Below are 19,042 nucleotides of genomic sequence, written 5' to 3'. Positions count from 1 at the left end.
GTCATGAACGCATTTACCACGCGTCCGGAGATTTTAGGCACTTTCGGGGTGGTCACGTCCACCCACTGGATCGCCTCGGCGGTGGGCATGAGCATTCTGGAAAAGGGCGGCAACGCGTTTGACGCGGCCGTCGCCACCGGCTTTGTGTTGCAGGTGGTCGAACCGCATCTGAATGGACCCGGCGGCGATATGCCCGCCGTCATCTATTCGCGCAAAAAGGACAAAGTCGAGGTGATCTGCGCGCAGGGTACTGCCCCGGCGGCGGCGACGCTTGAGCACTACACCGCCGAGGGGCTGGAGCTGATCCCCGGCGACGGCCTGCTGGCGACGGTGATCCCCGGCTCATTCGACGGCTGGATGCTGATGCTGCGCGACTACGGCACCCTGACCGTGCGTGAAGTGCTGGAACCGGCGATCGGCTATCTGGAGCTCGGTCATCCGTTGCTGCCGCGGGTGGCGGCGACCATCACCGATCTGGCCGAGTTCTTTCGCACGGAGTGGCCGACGTCGTATGACACGTGGCTGCCCGGCGGAACGGCGCCTGCCGCGCTGTCGAATTTCACCAATCCGGTGCTGGCCGAAACCTGGAAGCGCATTATTCGGGAGTCTGAAGCCCGGCCGGGACGCGAGGCGGGTATCGACGCGGCGCGAGATGCCTTCTATCGCGGTTTTGTCGCCGAGGCGATCGCGGACTATCTGCACTCGGCGGAAGTGATGGACGCCAGCGGCCATCGCCATAAAGGCGTATTGACCGCCGACGATATGGCGAACTGGCAGGCAACGGTTGAAGCGCCCACGATGTATGACTACCACGGCTGGACCGTCGCCAAAACCGGTCCTTGGGGGCAGGGGCCGGTGCTATTGCAGTCGCTGGCGCTGCTCAAGGGCATCGACATCGCCGCCATGGATCCGGCGGGGCCGGACTTTGTACATACGGTGGTGGAAGCCATGAAGCTGGCCTATGCGGACCGTGAAGTCTATTACGGCGACCCGAACTTTGCCGCGGTGCCGATGCAGACCTTGTTGTCCGACGGTTATAACGCCGATCGCCGCAAACTGATCGCCGCCGAGGCATCGCTGGCGCTGCGGCCGGGGCGTCTGCCGGGTTTCACCGATCAACACGATCTGACGCTGCGCATGCTCGCCGCGCAGCGCGGCAGCGGCGCCGTGTATGAACCGACCATGTCGCACCTGACCGAAAAACGGGGAGACACGGTGCATATCGACGTCATCGATCGCGAGGGCAATATGGTGTCGGTCACGCCGTCCGGCGGTTGGCTGCAGTCGTCGCCGGTGATCCCGGGGCTGGGCTTCTGCCTGAACTCCCGCGCGCAGATGTTCTGGCTAAAACCGGGCCTGCCGACATCGCTGGCGCCCGGCAAGCGTCCGCGCACCACGCTCACGCCGTCGATCGCCCTGTATGAAGGTCGGCCGACGCTGTCGTTCGGTACGCCGGGCGGCGACCAGCAGGATCAGTGGCAATTGGCGTTTTTCCTGCGTTACGCCCATTACGGATTGAACTTGCAGCAGGCCATCGACCTGCCGCTATTCCACNCCGCGCATTTCCCCGGCTCGTTCTACCCGCGCACGCGTCAGCCGGGCCACGTGATGATTGAAAGCAGTATCGGCGACGCCACGCTCTCGGCCCTTAAAGCGCGAGGTCATGACATTGTGGCGTCCGATCCCTGGACGATCGGTCGTTTAACGGCCGCGCGCCGGGACGAAGACGGGCTGCTGCGCGCCGCCGCCACGCCGCGTTTGATGCAAGCGTATGCGATAGGGCGATGAGGNGCGTCGCCCGGCGGCGTGAAAGGGAGCGAGACAATCGGGTCAATACGGTGTGCGGAGACGGCCGCCACTCACGGGGGAGACAGAACCATGAATGAGCAAAAACCGCTGCGGGAATGCGTACTTTCCGTACAGAATCTCACTACCTCTTTTCGGGTGGACGGCGTGTGGAAAACCGTCGTGCGTGGGATCTCCTTCGAGGTCAGAGCCGGTGAAACGGTCGCCGTCGTCGGCGAGAGCGGCTCCGGCAAAAGCGTCACTTCGCTGTCGGTGATGCGTCTGCTCGATCCGCGTTCGAGCCGTATCGAAGGCCGCATTTTGTTAAACGGAAAAGAGATTTTGTCGCTCCCGGAGAAGGCGATGCGCGCGGTGCGCGGCAACGACGCCGCGATGATTTTCCAGGAACCGATGACGTCGCTCAACCCGGTGTTCACCATCGGGCGGCAGATTTCGGAAGTATTGCGGCAGCACAAGGGCATGAGCAAGGTGGCCGCGCGGGCCGAAACGCTCCGGCTGCTGGACAAGGTGCGCATCCCCAATCCCGCCGCCCGGTTCGACGACTACCCACACCAGTTCTCGGGCGGTATGCGCCAGCGCGTCATGATTGCAATGGCGCTGGCCTCTAAGCCCAAACTGCTGATTGCCGATGAGCCGACGACCGCGCTCGACGTCACCATTCAGGGCCAGATTCTGGATCTGATCAAAACCCTGCAGGAAGAGGAGGGGATGGCGGTGCTGTTCATTACGCATGACATGGGCGTGGTGGCGGAAATTGCCGATCGGACGCTGGTGATGTTTCGGGGTGAACAGGTGGAAACGGGCGAGACGGCGGAGGTGTTCCGGCACGGCAAACATCCCTACACGCGCGCGCTGCTCGCCGCCGTCCCGACGCTGGGGTCGATGGTGGGGCAACCTTGGCCGCTGCGCTTTCCTCGTATCGACATGCAGAGCGGCGAAGTCCTTCCTGCGAATAACGTGTCCCACACGGTGGAGAGCGGCAAAACGCCGGTGCTGTCCGTAAAAAATCTGGTGACGCGGTTCACTCTGCGTTCAGGCCTGCTGGGGCGATCGAGCGGCGCCGTGCATGCGGTCGAGAATGTGTCGTTCGATCTGTTTCATGGCGAGACGCTGGCGCTGGTAGGCGAGTCCGGCTGCGGCAAATCGACGACCGGACGTTCTATCATTCGCCTGATCGAACCACAAAGCGGCGAAGTTCAGCTGGACGGTTACGATGTGCTCAACCTTGACGTCGTCGGTCTACGCACGATGCGCCGCAGCGCGCAGATGATTTTTCAGGATCCGTTCTCCAGCCTGAACCCGCGGATGACGGNGGGGGCGGCCGTCGCCGAGCCGATGATCAAACACCGGCTGGCCACGCCGTCCGAGGCGCGGCAGAAGGTGGCCAAACTGCTGGAGCAAGTGGGACTGTCGGCGTCCATGATGGATCGCTTCCCGCATGAATTTTCCGGCGGCCAGCGCCAGCGGGTGGCGATTGCCCGGGCGCTGGCGTTGAATCCCAAGGTCATCATTGCGGATGAAAGCGTCTCGGCGCTGGATGTGTCGATAAAAGCGCAGGTGTGTAATCTGCTGCTCGATTTGCAAGAGCAGTTCAATATCGCCTTTCTATTCATCTCCCACGATATGGCGGTGGTGGAGCGCGTCAGTCACCGGGTGGCGGTGATGCGTCTCGGGGAAATCGTCGAGATTGGGCCGCGCGAGGCGATCTTCGCCAACCCGCAGCATCCGTACACGCAGAAGCTGATTGCGGCAGTGCCGGTGCCAGATCCTGCGCGTCGCGGTATGCGGCGTAATGCGGCGATCGAAGAGTTGAAAAGCCCGGTGCGTCCTGTGGGCTATGTGCCGCCGCCGCGCGTATATCTCGAGGTCGGCCCCGGACATCGGGTGATGGCGTCTGACGCCTCGTGAGAGCGCGGCGACAGGTGAATCATGACCGCAAGACGTCGGCGGATCAGTTCAGCATCACGCCGCCGTCCATCCCCGCTGCTGTCCGGTGATGAAATCTTTTTTCATCAGGAACAAAGTGGCGGCCGCCAGCGCTTCAATTTCCGTCGTCCGCCCCTGCGGAATGAGGACAGCGAAGCGCTGACGCATCTGTTCCACGCTCTCTGCGGATTGGGCGCGCCAGAAGATCGTCGGGGTCCCTGTCGGCGTGACGGCGTTGACGCGGATTGCGGGCGAGAGTCAAATCGATAACGGCACTGCCGCCCATCATCACCCTCTATTTTTCGCGTAATTCACTCATATCTATGTCCTCGTTCAGGCATCCGGTTTGCCCATCGCGCTGAGATGGCCTGATAACATAAGGGAGAATGTTTGTTGTTCTCTTTTGAGCAAGTTACGTCTTTAGGCACGGGGTGGGAGCGGCTTTACACCCAGCTTGCCTTCAACGTAAGCGATAGGCGTGAACGGCAGGTCCTCTTAACAGGCTATTCTCGTCCATAAAAAAAGGCCCGGTTAGGGGCCTTTGTGCTTGCCGCGCTAAAGCGGCGAAGGTGACTTACTTACGGCCGAGTAAAAATCCCAGCACAATCCCGGTCGCGGCGGCAATCGCGACGCCTGCCATCGGGTTGGATTTAACCTGGCTTTTCACCACATCAGCCGCATCGCGTGCGGCATAGCTGGCCTGGGAAGCGTACTTTTTCGCCGCCCCTTTGAACTGATGCTCGTGTGAGTCAGTGGCCTCGCCGAAAGTTTCCTGAGCAGCGCCAGCCGCTTCGTTTACTTTATCTTCTGCTTTTCCGAACATACCAGCTCCTTTACTAATGGCTAAATGTCACACTAAGCGTAGCAAAGGCTGGCAGGAATGCTGGAAGGAAACATCTTAATTATCCTTTATCGCGTTTTTGACGCGGTTCAGGCTGATAATCGCAGTTCAGGGTATCCGTAAAGCACGCAATAACCGGGCATGGCATGCGCTGTGCCCGGTAGATCCGCGACCTAAAATTAATCACGGTGGCGACGGTCTAGCGCCAACTGGGGGGGATCTCAGGGAAGTTATCCGTCTGCCAGACGGCATGTTGCCAATACTCCTGGGCGATTTCTTCCGCCATCTGTTTATGCTCATGGAGAGACATGCGGAGGATGTCATCGACGCGGCGTCCCCGCTGACGCAGATAGCTAATAATGCAGCGATAGCCGTCAATGTCCGCCAACGTGTCACGGCACTCGGGGTGTGCCCATATCTGTACCATCTCATCCAGCAACGACTTCAGTCCGCCACCGGGGTAAAACATCTCCCATACGCGTTTTCTGGCGCGTTTCAGGAAATGCTCGGTGGAAGGCATGGGGATGGGCTCGAAAGACCAGTCGTACTGCTGGCCCCAGGCTTGGTGTTTGACCATTTCCTGCAATATGGAGACGGAGCCGCCCTCGAGAATAATCAGCGGATGGATCTTGGCGTAATGGTCCACCAGTAGATGCAGCCGTTCAACGGCCTGTGGCGCAGAGATGATGCTTTGTTCAATGGGGCGAGAGCTTAGGTAAACGCGCTCGGTGCCATGCAGCTCTTGTTCAGTCGGACGTCCGCTGCCCATCGTCACTTCAGGGCAGCATTGAATACGGTCAAGAACCAATACCGGCGCGCCGGTTTTTTCCGCCAGCGCCACCGATCTTGCGGTTTTCCCGGTACTTGTTGGTCCCCAGATGAGGTGTAAAGTGGTGTTCATGGCGGCATCCTCACTCATGATATTTAGAACAGCAGGTGGACATATAGCGGTTGATCACTTCTTTGACGTGGCTGAGCGCCCCCGTTTTCCAGTTATCCGAAATGGAGAGGCGGCTCTTATAATCAATTGCCCGGGAGGGAATACGCCACTCTATTTGTCCCTCAATGACGTTGATATGGGATTTGCTTTGGGGGGAAATAATACGTTCGATAATAAACACATGAATATTTCTGCGCATGAACGCTTTCATTCGTTGAATTCTGTCGCTGGCGCTGATGGCGGCGGAGTGGATTTGATGAGCAAATTTGAAAACGACATCATGAGGTTCAAGATTATCCACGGGTCCCTGATAATTTATAAAGAGACGCCGGTTACCGGTTGAGGAGATTAATAGTGGTGGAGGCGGCTCTTCGGACTGGAACATGGTGGATAAATAATAATTTATTGATGTGAATGCTATATCTTCGAAACTCAACAACTCCATAAGCGCGATTAGCTCAAAATCATCCGGACTGTTGATTGTGCTCGAATCGTCCGGTGGAATGACCGTTTCCATGTAGATGCAATCCTTTTATAGGAATAATGACTCGCTTTATTGATCGATACCTGACAAATATCGAGAGTGACTAAGCCATTTAGGAAGAGAATATAACGCCGATATTTCACCTATCGATAAGCGTGAGACGGCATGTGAAATGAAAATAAATCGTGTCGTAAGGGTGTCGCTATCGACCTACTGAGCTGCTGGGGCTTGGTATGCCTATAATGCGCCGTCGTTGCTCCAGCCGGTTCCTCGTGCTTCTGCGTCCTGTGGATCAAAACTCACGCCTCCTTGTCTATGTCGCCCCATGCATGACGGTTTAATTTTGTTAAACATATCAAGACTTGAAGAGCGATTCTATGTCTATACTCATTAGCGTTCGTAATCTTACGTATCTTCAATCTAAGGAGTCATGATGGACGTTACCAATCAAATAAGACCGTTCAAAACAATATCGTGGGGTAGCATTATCGGTGGCGTGGTCACGGTTCTCGCCGTGTCTATGCTGTTGTCGACGTTAGGCACCAGCATGGGCTTTGCTATTGTTGATCCCAATGCCGAAAATCCGACTAATGGTGCCGGTATGGCCTTTGGGTTGTGGACTGCGATTTCGATCGTCATCAGCCTGCTGGCCGGTGCTTTCGTGGCAGGTCGCCTGGCTGGCAACGATGGCATGATCCACGGTTTCCTGGTGTGGGCCACGTCGCTGATTGTCGCGGCGATCCTGGGCGCGATGCTGGTCGGCTCTGCTGTCCGCACGGCGGGTAACGTGTTGGGTTCAATCGCTTCTGCCTCCGGTTCGGTCATCTCCGGTGCTGGCAATATGCTGGGCCACGGCGCCGCAGGTCTGGGCGAAATGGGCAAATCCGCGTTCAATCAGTTCACCCTGAATACGGATGTTCAGTCCGATAAGGTGCAGGACAACGTTGCCGCCGCGCTGAAAAAATCCAACATCCCGACGCTGCAGCCGGACTATCTGAAACAGCAGATGATGGAAGCGAAAGACGAAATCACTCAGGCGGTGAAACAGTTGGCCACTGCGCCGAACAACAGCGATGCAGTGATCCAGGGGCTGACAGACAAACTCAAAGCGCGTGCGGACACGATTTCCAAAGGGATCAACCGCGACGACCTGAAGAAAGCACTGACTGAAAATACCTCGATGACGCCGCAAGAAGTGGATAAAACCGTCGACAATATGATTCAGGCCCGTGAAAAAGCGGCTCAGGAAGTGGACAAACGTCTGAGCCAGGCTCAGGCGCAGATCAATCAGGCTAAACAGCAGTACGCTGAATTCAAACAACAAGCAGCTGAAAAGGCAGCAGAGGCAGCCAGCATGATGGCTAAAGCCGCATTGTGGTCCTTCTTCGCACTGCTGGTCGGCGCAGTGGTTAGCGTTCTGGGCGGTCTGTGGGGCGTGAAAACCAACCTTAAACATACTGCCGCTTAACGAGGGCATTATCAGAGAATTGCCAAGCGCATTCCAAGTCTGACCTCTGTCCGCACGCTCTTTCACAGATCGTGCGGACATTTTTTTGTCTGGGCTGACGACTGATGAGGACGGCGAGTGTGGGTGGAAAAGTGAAAAAGGGGAGACAGGTCAATAGGGAGATAAGAAAGATAAGTTAAGGCCCCGAGAGGCCTTTCAATAGCGTTATTCGGCGTCCGTCTCGTCTCGGATATCGGTAGATGGCCCGTTTTTTTGCACGGATTCAATGCCTTTTTTCGCCCCTTGCTTAGAAGCGTACATCTCACTGGTGGCGATAGTCTCGCCATTAGAGGCAACTAGCTTGAAATAGTAGGGTTGCTCCGTTGTCTTCTTCGTTTTCTTGATAATGTAATAGCCCATTCATCCTCCTAAAATTTGGTCAAGAATGTACACCACTATTAACTATTGTTCGATTAGTCGGTTTTATCAATGCCAAAAGTAAATGTTTAGTAAAATTGATTGTTTACGGCGGTGTTTCATCGACAGGATTGTATTTGCGACTTTCATCCCCACCTCTATTTAAGCGATTATCACAGCCGGAGTGATTAGCTTCGGACTCTGCGCAAAGGGGGGGGAACGTGTCAGTGAGGAGTTCGACTGCGACCCAGTTTGAAAGGGGCAGTCAATAACCCGGGTGGGATCAATATTGAGCAGATTGAAATAACCCGGTCTTAGATTTACCGACAATTGGCATATTAACGCCGTGCGACTATGGTTACCTTGACTATCCTCGAATGGAGAAAGCGTATGGGATTCTGGAGAATTGTTTTTACGATTATTTTACCCCCGCTGGGCGTGCTGTTAGGCAAAGGGCTGGGTTGGGCTTTCATCATTAACATTATTCTGACGCTGCTGGGTTATATTCCAGGCCTGATTCACGCATTCTGGGTGCAGACCAAATCGGATGCATAAATAAAGGGTCCGCTAATCCAATTATCTTTTATCAGACGTGGCGTTGATGGCGCCACGTTCACTTCAATCCACGACACACATCGGCTATTTCCCTCAAGGTGATAAGGATTATTACCGCCTTCGTCATTATTTCACCGGTCGCTTCACTGTTTTATTCTCAGGAAGCGCGCGTTTTTTTGCTTTTACGGCGTCGCCGCCGCGTCAGTGAATGTAATGTTTTGTCTATTATCCCTTTCACCACCGACTAAAGCCTGTACCGGCGATTTTTACTGTGGTTAACTTTGCGAGTTTTTTCCCCTGTGGCGGGTCAGAGAGGCCTTATGGTGAATACCCAAGAGATGTCGGATACCTACCGCTTCCGCGCGCTATTGTTAATTAATCGAAAGGCCCGCAATGGCGATACCTCAATCGACGCTATTGCTCAATGGCTGCGCGATGAACACATCGATCCCGTTATCCCGAAAATGGACAAGCACAGCCGTTACTGGGATGTCATTCGCACGCATGCCGGTCATGTGGATATGGTCATTGTCGGGGGCGGCGACGGGACCCTGAACTCGACGGCTAACGCGCTGATGGAAACCGGTCTGCCGCTGGGAATTCTGCCGTTGGGAACGGCGAACGATCTGGCGAGAACGTTAGGGATCCCGCGCGATATCAAGCAGGCCGTGGAGGTTATCGCCCGCGGCGCGGTGCGCGCCATCGATCTGGGCGAGGTGAACGGTCATCCTTTCTTCAACGTCTCCAGCATTGGCTTTTCCGCCGCAATGGCGCGCGGACTGTCGGCCAAATCGAAAAAACGCTGGGGAACGGTGGGCTATGCGCTGGCGGCCATTCGACTCTTGAAACAGAGCCGGCCGTTTACGGTGGAGATCGACCACGACGGTCAGCGCGAACGGGTCAAAACCGTGCAGGTGTCCGTCGGCAATGGGCGTTTTTACGGCGGGGGGATGACGGTGGAGCAAAGCGCCAGACCGGACGATGGGCTGTTCGATGTCTACAGTCTCGAAATCGACCACTGGTGGGAGATGATTGCGCTGATCCCGTTTCTCCGCCGCGGCACCCATGGCCGCTGGCGTAAGGTCCGCGCTTTTTCGACCACCGCGCTGACGTTGCAGACGTCGCGGCCACACGATATCAATGCCGACGGAGAGATTGTCGGCACCACGCCCGCGAGATTCCGTATTCGCCGAAGCGCGGTGCGGGTATTTGCCCCGACGCCTGACGCGGGGCCGACGCCGTCGTCACCGAAGTGACGCGCCGCCCAAAAAAACAGGGACTGCCGTCGAGCGGGAGTCCCTGTTAACGATTGAAGGTGTGACTAGCCGTGGAGGCGGCGGGTGATGTCCGCCACTCGAGCGCCATACAGTTTGGCGGTTTCCAAATCGCCCGTCGGGATGGCGTCCGCACCCGCGTCCGCAGGAGACTGCACCAGCACGCCGACTGAGCCGCCGAGATGATTGACGTCGCTGCGAGTCGATGCTTGCGTATTAGCAGGCAGTAGTCCCAGACTGACCCAAATGCCGCCGTGCTGCGCGGCCAGCGTTTGCAGATAAATCAGGGTGACTTCCTTGTCGCCGTTCAGGCTGGCGCTATTGGTGATGCCGCCAAACACTTTGTTCTGCCAGCCGCGTTCAGCCCACACTTTGGATGACGCATCCGCAAATTTCTTAAACTGCCAGGCGACCGACCCCATATAGGTGGGGGTGCCGAAAATGATACCGTCGGCATTAGCCAGCGTCTGCCAGTCCGCCTCTTCGATTTCCCCGTTGTTGTCGATCGGAATCAACGTCGCTCCGGCGCTTTCCGCCACCACTTCAGCAACAAGCTTGGTGTGACCGTAGCCGGAAAAATAAACTACAGCGATCTTACTCATGTGTCTGCCTCTCTGTTTCAGTCAATGAAAATCAGAACGCGCACAGGCTTTGTATACGCAGGATGTTCGAAATGAACGTGTTGATACTAGTCCCCCCTCATAAACAACACAATCGGAGGGTTTTCGGTGACGTTCTGCCGACGATGGGAAGGAGAAAAGGGAAACATTGGGATGGCGGCGTTGAAAAGGGCCGCGGGCGTGAACGCCCGCGGCGCGCAGAACCGTTACTTAAAGATACGGAAACGATGGTCATCCGGGATAAACGTTTTGTCGCCCGCGGGCTGTTCGATAGCGCCGAAAGGCATCTCAGCTCGCAGGTGCCAGCTCTCCGGCAGGGACCAAGCGGTTTTGATATCGTCGTCGATCAACGGGTTGTAGTGTTGCAGCGATGCGCCGATGTGTTCCTGCGCCAGCGCCGACCACACGGCAAATTGCGCAATGCCGGTCGAGTGTTCAGACCAGACCGGGAAGTTGTCCGCGTAGGTGGCGAACTTCTTCTGCAACGCTTTCACCACCTCGGTGTCTTCGAAAAACAGAACCGTTCCGGCGCCTGCGGCGAACGAGGCCAATTTTTTTTCGGTTGGCTCAAAAGACTCGGCGGGCACAATCTTTTGCAACTGTCGTCGGGTGATGTCCCAGACGTTTCGATGCTGCTCGCCAAACAGAATCACGACCCGCGAGGTCTGCGAGTTGAAGGCGGATGGGCTAAGTTTGACGGCGTCCATGATGATGTGCGTGACCTGATCTTCCGACAAGGGAAGCGTAGGGCCGAGCGCGTAAATGGAGCGACGGGCCTTGATGGCCTCAAGAAATGCATTACTCATAGGTCATTCCTCTCTGCAAGGGACGAGTTCCCTTGATCTCTCTGGCGCCGCTGAATAGGGGTTGCGATGCGGGTCAGCGGCCGTGGGATAGATACCTGACTAATGATAGAAGATGTGTGCACCCTGTGAGGGCGCCACGGCGAAATTTTGTGGATCAACGGGGAAAAGAGGAAGACGGGCTGCCGCACACCTCGCAGGATGGATCTTTGGGTAGGGCCAGTTCGCGGAACTGTAGCGTCATGGCATCTACCATGATCAACTTTCCCGTGTTGAGGGTGCCGAAGTGGGTCAGTAATTTCAGGGTCTCCATCGCCTGAAGAGAGCCGACAATACCGACCAGCGGGGCCATGACGCCGCTTTCCACACAGGTGGGCGCGTTGTCGCCGAATAACCGACTGAGGCATTGATAGCAGGGGGCTTCCGGCTGGTAGGTGAAGACGGCGAGCTGTCCTTCCATACGAATGGCCGCGCCGGAGACGAGCGGCTTTTTCAGCCCGAAACAGAGTCTGTTGAGCTGGTTGCGGGTGGTCAGGTTATCGGTGCAGTCGACGACGACGTCGTGTGTGGCGATGCGCTCCTGTAGCGCGGGGTCGTCCAGGCGGGCGTCCACCGGCTCCACCGCGATGTGTGGATTGATGTCGTGTAGCTCGACGGCGGCAGAGGCGACTTTCGCCATACCGATTCGGTCGTCGCGATGCAGAATCTGCCGTTGCAGGTTCGAGAGCGAGACGGTATCGAAGTCGAGCAACGTCAGGTGCCCCACGCCCGCAGCGGCCAAATATTGCGCCGCCGCACAGCCCAGCCCCCCGAGACCAACGACGAGCACGCGGGCGTCTTTCAGCGCCTCCTGGCCGTCGAAGTCAAAGCCGCGCAGGACAATCTGCCGGTTGTAGCGCAGCGCTTCGGCATCCGTCAGCGTCGCCATCATGCCCCTCCCAGAAGAGGGCTGAACGGCTCAATCTCCACCCACTCGCCGGCGGCGACATGGCCGCGCTCGGCGTCGAGCACGATAAAGCAGTTTCCCTGACTGAATGAGCTGAACACATGCGAACCCTGATGACCGGTGCTGCGTACCTCGATGTCGCCGTCCGCGTTACGCGAGAAAATACCGCGCTGGAAATCGAGTCGACCGGGGGTCTTTTTCAGCGGAGTCGAGGTTTTGACCCGCATACGGGCCGGCAATCGCCATTGCGAATAGCCGTATAGCTTCGCCAGTAGCGGTTGCACCAACTGATAAAACGTCACGGCGGCAGAGACCGGATTCCCCGGCAGACCGCAAAACCAGGCGTGGGGGAGCTTGCCGAAGGCAAAGGGTTTACCCGGCTTGATCGCCAGCTTCCAGAAATGGATGTCGCCTAGCTCATCAAGCATCGACTTGGTGTAGTCAGCCTCTCCGACGGAGACGCCGCCGCTGCTGACGATGACGTCCGCGCAGGCATCGGCGTCGGTAAAGGCCTGACGCAGTGCCGCCGGGTCGTCTGGGATAATGCCGAGGTCGATCACGTCATAACCCAACTGTTCCAGCATCAATCGCACCGCGAAGCGGTTGGTATCGTAAATTTGCCCCGGCTGCAACGGTTGTCCTACGGGCTGTAGCTCGTCGCCGGTCGAAAACACGGCGACGCGTAGTCGGCGATAGGCGTTCACTTCCGCGATGCCGAGAGAAGCCAGCAGCGGCAGTTCGGCCGTTCCAAGCCGCGTACCTGGGCTCAGAACCGGCTCATTTTCGCGAATATCTTCCCCGGCGCGGCGAATATTTTGCCCCGGCGTGATCGGATGCATAAACCGTACGCCGGTGTCGGACACCTCCGTGTGTTCCTGCATCACAACGGCGGTCGCGCCCGAAGGAAGGGGGGCGCCGGTCATAATCCGAATACAGCTGCCGGCGGGCCAGTCGCCCTCGAACGGCGCGCCCGCGAAGGCTTTTCCTGCTACCGGCAGCGGGTGGCTGAAGTCCTCATCGCCGCGCACGGCATAGCCGTCCATCGCGGAGTTGTCGAAGTGGGGGACGTTGATCGGGGAGGTCAGCGGCGTTGCCGCGATGCGGCCATCGGCCTGATAAATCGAGACCGTCTCGGTATCCGCGATCGGCGTAATGAGCGCCAGCATGCGCTGTAGCGCTTGGTCGAGGGAAATAAGGCCGGATGTGTTCATGAATACTCCACAAAGGGTTGCGCCGCAGGCAGGATCGCAGGCGAAAACAGGGTTCCTATGCCATCATTATGTCAGAGAACGCCTGAGGGGAGAACGCGGTGGATGAGTGCGCGCCGCGCCGCAGGTTGAAAATGTGAACAAGGGGGCTTCTTTGGCCTTATAGCGCGAGAGCATGTGTAGTAACTTTTTGTTATAAAAGATCTTTTTATCAACTCGGCGAATGATTTGTGCTTTACATTGACGCCAGCGCTAAATATAGTCGAAAACCGATGAGGATCCCGTAACGACAGCGGCGGGAAGCGAGTTTTATGGGAGATTCACCGTACATGACACTGTCGTCTCAGATAGATCTATCACCTACCTCCGAGGCAGGCAGCGCAGGGACGCTGCCCCCACACCGCGTACTCGACGTTCGCGGGCTGGGCGTTAATTTCATGCAACATCAGCATCGGGTCGATGCGGTTCAAGACTTATCTTTCACCATCGATCGCGGCGAGACGCTGGCGATCGTCGGGGAGTCCGGCTCCGGCAAGTCGGTCACGTCACTGGCGTTAATGCGCCTGATCGAGCAGGCGGGCGGCGCATTCTCCGGCGGCGAACTGCTGTTCCGCCGTCGCGGCGGGCAGGTCGTCGACCTTCGTCAAATCCCCCAGTCCCAGATGCGGCATATTCGCGGCGCGGATATGGCGATGATTTTTCAGGAACCCATGACGTCCCTGAATCCGGTCTTTCCCGTCGGCGAACAAATCGCCGAGTCGGTACGTCTGCATCAGGGGCTGGACCATGCCAGCGCCCGACGTGAGGCCCTGCAAATGCTGGAGCGGGTGCGGATCCCGGAAGCCGCCAACGTTCTGAAGCGCTATCCGCATCAGCTCTCTGGCGGCATGCGCCAGCGCGTGATGATTGCGATGGCGCTCTCTTGCCGCCCGAAGCTATTGATTGCGGATGAGCCGACGACGGCGCTGGATGTGACCATTCAAGCGCAAATTCTCGCGTTAATTCGTTCGCTGCAGCGCGAGATGGAAATGGGGGTGATCTTCATCACTCACGATATGGGCGTGGTGGCCGAGATGGCGGACCGGGTGCTGGTCATGCACCGTGGCGTCTGCGTCGAATCCGGCGCTGTCGCGCCTTTGTTCTCCGCGCCGCAGGAGCCTTACACGCAGGCCTTGCTGGCCGCCGTTCCGCGCCTGGGCGCCATGAGCGGACACCCTTTCCCTCTGCCTTTCGATTTGCCGGGCCACTCGCAGGAAGTTGCCGCGGTTCCGCAGGACACCATTCCCGCTGGCGCGGCGCCGGTCCTGCAAGTTGAGAATCTGGTGACGCGATTCCCCCTTCGTTCAGGGATCTTGAACCGCATCACCCGTCAGGTTCATGCGGTAGAACATGTCAGCTTCGACCTTTATCCGGGCGAAACGCTGGCATTGGTGGGCGAGTCCGGTTGCGGCAAATCCACCACCGGCCGCTCGCTGCTGCGGCTGGTCGACAGTCAGGATGGCGTGATTACCTTTAGTGGACGGCGTATTAACCAGCTGAAAGGGGCCACGTTGCAGCATCTGCGGCGAGACATTCAGTTTATCTTTCAGGACCCGTACGCATCGCTGGACCCCCGTCAGACGGTGGGGTATTCCATCATGGAGCCGCTATTGGTGCACAAGGTCGCCCATCGGGCGGAGGCGGAGCAGCGCGTCGCCGCGTTGCTGGAGCGCGTGGGGCTGTCGGCGGAACATGCGCAGCGCTATCCCCACGAGTTTTCCGGCGGTCAGCGCCAGCGTATCTGCATCGCACGGGCGCTGGCGCTCAATCCTAAGGTGGTGATCGCGGACGAGTCCGTTTCGGCGTTGGATGTGTCCATTCAGGCGCAGATCGTCAATTTGATGATGGATATTCAGCGTGAATTCGGTACCGCATTTTTGTTTATTTCCCACGACATGGCCGTGGTAGAACGCATCAGCCATCGTGTGGCGGTGATGTATATGGGACAAACTGTCGAGATTGGCACGCGTCAGGACGTTTTCGAAAACCCGCAGCACCCCTACACGCGCAAGCTGATGGCGGCGGTGCCCAGCCCCGATCCTGCCCGACGTCATCAGGAACGGATGCTACAGATTGATGAAATACCCAGCCCGATCCGGGCATTGGGCGATGAGCCCGCGACGGCGCCGCTGGTGCAGGTGGGAGAGCGGCACTTCGTCGCCCGCCACCGCATCGCCGGCGCCTACTGATAGGGAACACAAGGAGAATGCACAACATGAAAACAGTTAAGACGCATCGCTGGCTGTTGGCCGCGGGCATCGCTGCTTCAATGACCGCCGCGCCGGTATGGGCGGCGAAGGACGCAGTCATCGCCGTCGCCTCCAACTTCACGACGCTCGATCCTTACGACGCTAACGACACGCTGTCTCAGACGGTGGCCAAGTCGTTCTATCAGGGGCTGTTCGGCTTTGATAAGGAGATGAAGCTGACCAACGTGCTGGCGGAGAGCTATCAGGCCAGCCCCGATGGCAAGGTGTATACCATCAAACTGCGACCGGGCGTGAAATTCCATGACGGTAGCGACTTCAACGCCGAAGCGGTGAAGGTCAACTTCGATCGCGCCAGTAATCCGGACAACCACCTGAAGCGTTACAACCTGTTCAAGAGTATCGCCAGCACTGAAGTGGTCGATCCGCTGACGGTGAAAATCACGCTGAAAACGCCGTTCTCCGCGTTCGTCAACAATCTGGCGCATCCTGCGGCGGTCATCATCTCGCCCGCGGCGCTGAAGCAGTACGGCAAAGAGATCGGCTTCCACCCGGTTGGGACGGGGCCCTACCGCTTTGTGACCTGGAATCAGACCGACTTTGTGAAGGTGGAAAAATTCGCCGGATACTGGCAGTCCGGTCTGCCGAAGTTGGACAGCATCACATGGCGTCCCATCGTCGATAACAATACGCGCGCGGCGCTGTTGCAGACCGGCGAGGCGCAGTTCGCCTATCCGATCCCCTTCGAGCAGGCCAAGCTGCTGGAAAAAGACAAGGACATCTCGCTGGTGGCGTCGCCGTCGATCCTGCATCGCTACATCAGCTTTAATGTGACGCAAAAGCCGTTCGACAATCCCAAAGTTCGTCAGGCGATCAACTACGCCATCAACAAGAATGCGTTAATCAAGGTCGCGTTTTCGGGCTATGCGGTGCCGTCCGAGGGACCGCTGCCCGCCGGCATCGACTATGCGGTGCAGTACAAGCCGTGGCCGTACGATCCGGCCAAGGCGCGTGAGCTGCTCAAAGAAGCCGGTTATCCCAACGGGTTCACCACCACGCTGTGGTCGTCGCATAACCACAGCACGGCGCAGAAGGTATTGCAGTTCACTCAGCAGCAGCTGGCGCAGGTGGGCATCAAGGTACAGGTGACCGCGATGGACGCCGGACAGCGCGCCGCGGAAGTGGAGGGCAAAGGGGTGAAAGAGAGCGGGGTCAGGATGTTCTACACCGGTTGGTCCGCTTCCACCGGCGAGGCCGACTGGGCGCTGAGCCCACTGTTCTCGACCGCCGCCTGGCCGCCCGCGCAGTTTAACACCGCGTTCTACAGCAACCCGGCGGTAGATGCCGATCTGACCAACGCGTTGAAAACGACAGATCGCGCCGAGAAGCAGAAACTCTATGCCGACGCGCAGGACAAAATCTGGGCCGATGCGCCCTGGGCGTTCCTGGTAACGGAAAAACTGGTGTCAGCCAATAGCAAGAAACTGACCGGCTTCTACATGATGCCGGACACCTCGTTCAGTTTTGATAACGCCGACCTGACTGAGTAATCAACCTGCGCCGCCGGCTTCAGACCGGCGGCTTTTCCGTCCGGCGTATCGGTCGGGCGGCGAAACACCGTATGTGGAAAGGCGTCAATGCTGAATTATTTTCTCAAACGTTTACTGGGACTCATCCCGACCTTATTCATCGTCATGGTGCTGGTGTTTCTGTTTGTTCACCTGCTGCCGGGCGATCCCGCGCGTCTGGTGGCCGGACAGGATGCGGATGCCGAAGTGGTGCAGATGGTGCGCCAGGAGCTGGGGCTGGATCGACCGCTGCCGCAGCAGTTTTTGCATTTTCTGGCTAATGTGCTGCAGGGGGATTTCGGCCACTCGATGGTGTCCAAACGGCCGGTCACGGAAGAGATCGCCACCCGCTTCATGCCGACATTTTGGCTGACGGTATGCAGCATGGCCTGGGCGACGCTATTTGGCATGAGCATGGGTATGGTTTCCGCCGTGTGGCGCAATCGCTGGCCGGACCGGGTCGGCATGACGCTGGCGGTATCGGGACTCTCTTTTCCGGCTTTCGCGCTGGGCATGTTATTGATGCAGGTTTTCTCGGTCCAACTCGGCTGGCTGCCGACCGTCGGGGCCGACAGCTGGCGGCACTATATCCTGCCCTCCATCACGCTGGGCGCGGCCGTGGCGGCGGTGATGGCCCGTTTTACCCGCGCGTCCTTCGTCGAGGTGATGCAGGAAGACTATATGCGCACCGCCCGCGCCAAAGGGGTGCGGGAGTCGCTGGTCATCGTTAAACACGGATTGCGCAATGCGCTGATCCCCGTCGTGACGATGATGGGTCTACAGTTCGGCTTCCTGCTGGGCGGCTCCATTGTGGTTGAAAAGGTCTTCAACTGGCCGGGACTGGGCCGATTATTGGTGGACGCCGTGGAGATGCGCGACTACCCCGTGATTCAGGCGGAAGTGCTGCTGTTTTCGCTGGAGTTTATTCTTATCAACCTATTGGTGGATATGCTGTATGCGGCCATCAATCCGGCCATTCGTTATCAGTGAGGGACAGAATGAAAAACTGGCGACGCAACGCCGTGATAGCGGCCATGCCGACGGCGACGGTGGGGAAAAACCGGACGCCGCTGCGGGAATTTTGGCGGCGCTTCTGTCAACAGCGGGTGGCGCTGGTCGCCGGCCTGTTTGTCGTGCTGCTGGTGCTGGTGGCGGTGTTCGCCCCATATCTGGCGCCGTTTGACGCGGAAAATTACTTTGACTACGACCGGTTGAACGAAGGGCCGTCGGCGCTGCACTGGCTGGGCGTCGATTCGCTGGGGCGGGATATTTTCAGCCGGATACTGCTGGGCGCGCGGATCTCGCTGGTGTCCGGCGTCTGTTCCGTCCTGGTCGGGATGGCGATCGGCACGGCGCTGGGGTTGCTGGCGGGGTACTACGAAGGCGTGTGGGACCGCCTCATCATGCGTATCTGCGATGTGTTGTTCGCTTTCCCAGGGATCCTGCTGGCGATTGCCGTCGTGGCGATCATGGGCAGCGGCATGGCGAACGTGGTGGTGGCGGTCGCGATATTCAGCATTCCGGCCTTTGCCCGTCTGGTACGCAGCAACACGCTGGTGTTAAAACACCAGACGTTCATTGAGTCGGCGCGCAGCATCGGGGCGTCCGATTGGACTATCGTACTGCGCCATATTCTGCCCGGCACCGTGTCGTCCATCGTCGTGTATTTCACCATGCGTATCGGGATGTCGATCATCGCCGCCGCGAGCCTGTCGTTTCTGGGGCTGGGCGCGCAGCCGCCGATGCCGGAGTGGGGGGCGATGCTTAACGAGGCGCGGTCGGATATGGTACTGGCGCCGCACGTGGCGATTTTCCCCAGCCTGGCGATCTTTCTGACGGTGCTGGCATTCAACCTGCTGGGCGACGGTTTGCGTGACGCGTTGGATCCGAAACTGAAGTCGTAGTCACGGCATTCAACGGTCTGCACCGGACTTGTACGTTGAAAAAAAGACGCCGCGTCG

18 protein-coding genes are annotated in these 19,042 nt (G+C 58.2%); 9 read left to right on the top strand and 9 right to left on the bottom strand.

Annotation, left to right across the window (positions count from 1 at the left end; genetic code table 11):
- Positions 1-3: 3 nt before the first annotated feature.
- Together SB13_RS12055 and SB13_RS12050 are read left to right on the top strand one after the other, a co-directional pair.
- On the top strand, positions 4-1,788 hold the full coding sequence (locus tag SB13_RS12055) for a gamma-glutamyltransferase family protein (protein ID WP_026740602.1): 1,785 nt from the start codon (positions 4-6) through the stop codon (positions 1,786-1,788).
- 90 nt (positions 1,789-1,878) lie between these two features.
- Positions 1,879-3,714: an ABC transporter ATP-binding protein gene (locus tag SB13_RS12050; RefSeq protein WP_026740601.1), complete on the top strand. Its 1,836-nt coding sequence runs from the start codon at positions 1,879-1,881 to the stop codon at positions 3,712-3,714.
- A 54-nt stretch (positions 3,715-3,768) separates the two neighbouring features.
- Here the strand turns inward: SB13_RS12050 and SB13_RS17395 are convergent, their stop codons facing one another.
- From SB13_RS17395 to SB13_RS12035, 4 genes are all read right to left on the bottom strand, one after another.
- A complete protein-coding gene (locus SB13_RS17395) occupies positions 3,769-3,939 on the bottom strand; it encodes a hypothetical protein (RefSeq protein ID WP_235202409.1) in 171 nt (56 codons plus the stop codon).
- 367 nt (positions 3,940-4,306) lie between these two features.
- On the bottom strand, positions 4,307-4,555 hold the full coding sequence (locus SB13_RS12045; protein ID WP_026740600.1) for a DUF883 family protein: 249 nt from the start codon (positions 4,553-4,555) through the stop codon (positions 4,307-4,309).
- 217 nt (positions 4,556-4,772) lie between these two features.
- Positions 4,773-5,474 carry an isopentenyl transferase family protein gene (locus tag SB13_RS12040; RefSeq protein ID WP_026740599.1) on the bottom strand — a complete coding sequence of 234 codons (702 nt, stop codon included), beginning with the start codon at positions 5,472-5,474 and terminating at the stop codon, positions 4,773-4,775.
- A gap of 10 nt (positions 5,475-5,484) precedes the next feature.
- Positions 5,485-6,030, bottom strand: a complete 546-nt coding sequence (locus tag SB13_RS12035; RefSeq protein ID WP_026740598.1) for a hypothetical protein — start codon at positions 6,028-6,030, stop codon at positions 5,485-5,487.
- 400 nt (positions 6,031-6,430) lie between these two features.
- On the opposite strand from SB13_RS12035, the gene SB13_RS12030 reads away from it, so the two are divergent.
- On the top strand, positions 6,431-7,465 hold the full coding sequence (locus SB13_RS12030) for a hypothetical protein (RefSeq protein WP_026740597.1): 1,035 nt from the start codon (positions 6,431-6,433) through the stop codon (positions 7,463-7,465).
- A 204-nt stretch (positions 7,466-7,669) separates the two neighbouring features.
- On the opposite strand, the gene SB13_RS12025 is transcribed toward SB13_RS12030, so the two are convergent.
- The gene (locus SB13_RS12025; RefSeq protein ID WP_026740596.1) at positions 7,670-7,864 is read right to left on the bottom strand and encodes a YegP family protein; all 195 of its coding nucleotides are present in this window, start codon (positions 7,862-7,864) and stop codon (positions 7,670-7,672) included.
- 387 nt (positions 7,865-8,251) lie between these two features.
- On the opposite strand from SB13_RS12025, the gene SB13_RS17390 reads away from it, so the two are divergent.
- Complete coding sequence (locus tag SB13_RS17390; protein WP_036150603.1) at positions 8,252-8,416, top strand: YqaE/Pmp3 family membrane protein; 165 nt, start codon at positions 8,252-8,254, stop codon at positions 8,414-8,416.
- 320 nt (positions 8,417-8,736) lie between these two features.
- Complete coding sequence (locus SB13_RS12015; protein ID WP_235202405.1) at positions 8,737-9,672, top strand: lipid kinase; 936 nt, start codon at positions 8,737-8,739, stop codon at positions 9,670-9,672.
- Between the two features lie 65 nt (positions 9,673-9,737).
- On the opposite strand, the gene SB13_RS12010 is transcribed toward SB13_RS12015, so the two are convergent.
- From SB13_RS12010 to moeA, 4 genes are all read right to left on the bottom strand, one after another.
- Complete coding sequence (locus SB13_RS12010; RefSeq protein WP_026740594.1) at positions 9,738-10,292, bottom strand: flavodoxin family protein; 555 nt, start codon at positions 10,290-10,292, stop codon at positions 9,738-9,740.
- A 224-nt stretch (positions 10,293-10,516) separates the two neighbouring features.
- Positions 10,517-11,116 (bottom strand): nitroreductase family protein, encoded by a 600-nt coding sequence (locus SB13_RS12005; RefSeq protein ID WP_026740593.1) that lies wholly within the window; start codon positions 11,114-11,116, stop codon positions 10,517-10,519.
- A gap of 154 nt (positions 11,117-11,270) precedes the next feature.
- Positions 11,271-12,044 (bottom strand): molybdopterin-synthase adenylyltransferase MoeB, encoded by a 774-nt coding sequence (gene moeB / locus SB13_RS12000; protein ID WP_027064101.1) that lies wholly within the window; start codon positions 12,042-12,044, stop codon positions 11,271-11,273.
- Positions 12,041-13,270: a molybdopterin molybdotransferase MoeA gene (gene moeA, locus SB13_RS11995; RefSeq protein WP_026740591.1), complete on the bottom strand. Its 1,230-nt coding sequence runs from the start codon at positions 13,268-13,270 to the stop codon at positions 12,041-12,043. The genes moeB and moeA overlap by 4 nt, the downstream gene beginning before the upstream one ends.
- Before the next feature lie 326 nt (positions 13,271-13,596).
- Here moeA and SB13_RS11990 point away from each other — a divergent pair, with 326 nt between their 5' ends.
- From SB13_RS11990 to gsiD, 4 genes are all read left to right on the top strand, one after another.
- Entirely contained in the window at positions 13,597-15,495 is a 1,899-nt protein-coding gene (locus SB13_RS11990; RefSeq protein ID WP_026740590.1) for a dipeptide ABC transporter ATP-binding protein, read from the top strand.
- A gap of 26 nt (positions 15,496-15,521) precedes the next feature.
- Positions 15,522-17,063: a glutathione ABC transporter substrate-binding protein GsiB gene (gsiB, locus tag SB13_RS11985; RefSeq protein ID WP_026740589.1), complete on the top strand. Its 1,542-nt coding sequence runs from the start codon at positions 15,522-15,524 to the stop codon at positions 17,061-17,063.
- Positions 17,064-17,150: 87 nt separating this feature from the next.
- Positions 17,151-18,071, top strand: a complete 921-nt coding sequence (gene gsiC, locus SB13_RS11980) for a glutathione ABC transporter permease GsiC (RefSeq protein WP_026740588.1) — start codon at positions 17,151-17,153, stop codon at positions 18,069-18,071.
- An 8-nt stretch (positions 18,072-18,079) separates the two neighbouring features.
- Positions 18,080-18,985, top strand: a complete 906-nt coding sequence (gene gsiD / locus SB13_RS11975) for a glutathione ABC transporter permease GsiD (RefSeq protein WP_026740587.1) — start codon at positions 18,080-18,082, stop codon at positions 18,983-18,985.
- The last annotated feature ends 57 nt before the right edge of the window (positions 18,986-19,042 follow it).

Origin of the sequence: Lonsdalea quercina subsp. quercina (assembly GCF_000688695.1) — a bacterium.
Lineage (GTDB): Bacteria > Pseudomonadota > Gammaproteobacteria > Enterobacterales > Enterobacteriaceae > Lonsdalea > Lonsdalea quercina_D.
The sequence above is the reverse complement of the archived record's forward strand: the minus strand, read 5'-3'. Positions and strand labels throughout refer to the sequence as shown.

Excerpts from the sequence above, each read along its gene's own strand:
- SB13_RS12045 (WP_026740600.1), bottom strand. The coding sequence starts at position 4,555 with ATGTTCGGAAAAGCAGAAGATAAAGTAAACGAAGCGGCTGGCGCTGCT.
- SB13_RS12040 (WP_026740599.1), bottom strand. The coding sequence starts at position 5,474 with ATGAACACCACTTTACACCTCATCTGGGGACCAACAAGTACCGGGAAA.
- SB13_RS12035 (WP_026740598.1), bottom strand. The coding sequence starts at position 6,030 with ATGGAAACGGTCATTCCACCGGACGATTCGAGCACAATCAACAGTCCG.
- SB13_RS12030 (WP_026740597.1), top strand. The coding sequence starts at position 6,431 with ATGGACGTTACCAATCAAATAAGACCGTTCAAAACAATATCGTGGGGT.
- SB13_RS12025 (WP_026740596.1), bottom strand. The coding sequence starts at position 7,864 with ATGGGCTATTACATTATCAAGAAAACGAAGAAGACAACGGAGCAACCC.
- SB13_RS17390 (WP_036150603.1), top strand. The coding sequence starts at position 8,252 with ATGGGATTCTGGAGAATTGTTTTTACGATTATTTTACCCCCGCTGGGC.
- SB13_RS12015 (WP_235202405.1), top strand. The coding sequence starts at position 8,737 with ATGGTGAATACCCAAGAGATGTCGGATACCTACCGCTTCCGCGCGCTA.
- SB13_RS12010 (WP_026740594.1), bottom strand. The coding sequence starts at position 10,292 with ATGAGTAAGATCGCTGTAGTTTATTTTTCCGGCTACGGTCACACCAAG.
- SB13_RS12005 (WP_026740593.1), bottom strand. The coding sequence starts at position 11,116 with ATGAGTAATGCATTTCTTGAGGCCATCAAGGCCCGTCGCTCCATTTAC.
- moeB (WP_027064101.1), bottom strand. The coding sequence starts at position 12,044 with ATGATGGCGACGCTGACGGATGCCGAAGCGCTGCGCTACAACCGGCAG.
- moeA (WP_026740591.1), bottom strand. The coding sequence starts at position 13,270 with ATGAACACATCCGGCCTTATTTCCCTCGACCAAGCGCTACAGCGCATG.
- SB13_RS11990 (WP_026740590.1), top strand. The coding sequence starts at position 13,597 with ATGACACTGTCGTCTCAGATAGATCTATCACCTACCTCCGAGGCAGGC.
- gsiB (WP_026740589.1), top strand. The coding sequence starts at position 15,522 with ATGAAAACAGTTAAGACGCATCGCTGGCTGTTGGCCGCGGGCATCGCT.
- gsiC (WP_026740588.1), top strand. The coding sequence starts at position 17,151 with ATGCTGAATTATTTTCTCAAACGTTTACTGGGACTCATCCCGACCTTA.
- gsiD (WP_026740587.1), top strand. The coding sequence starts at position 18,080 with ATGAAAAACTGGCGACGCAACGCCGTGATAGCGGCCATGCCGACGGCG.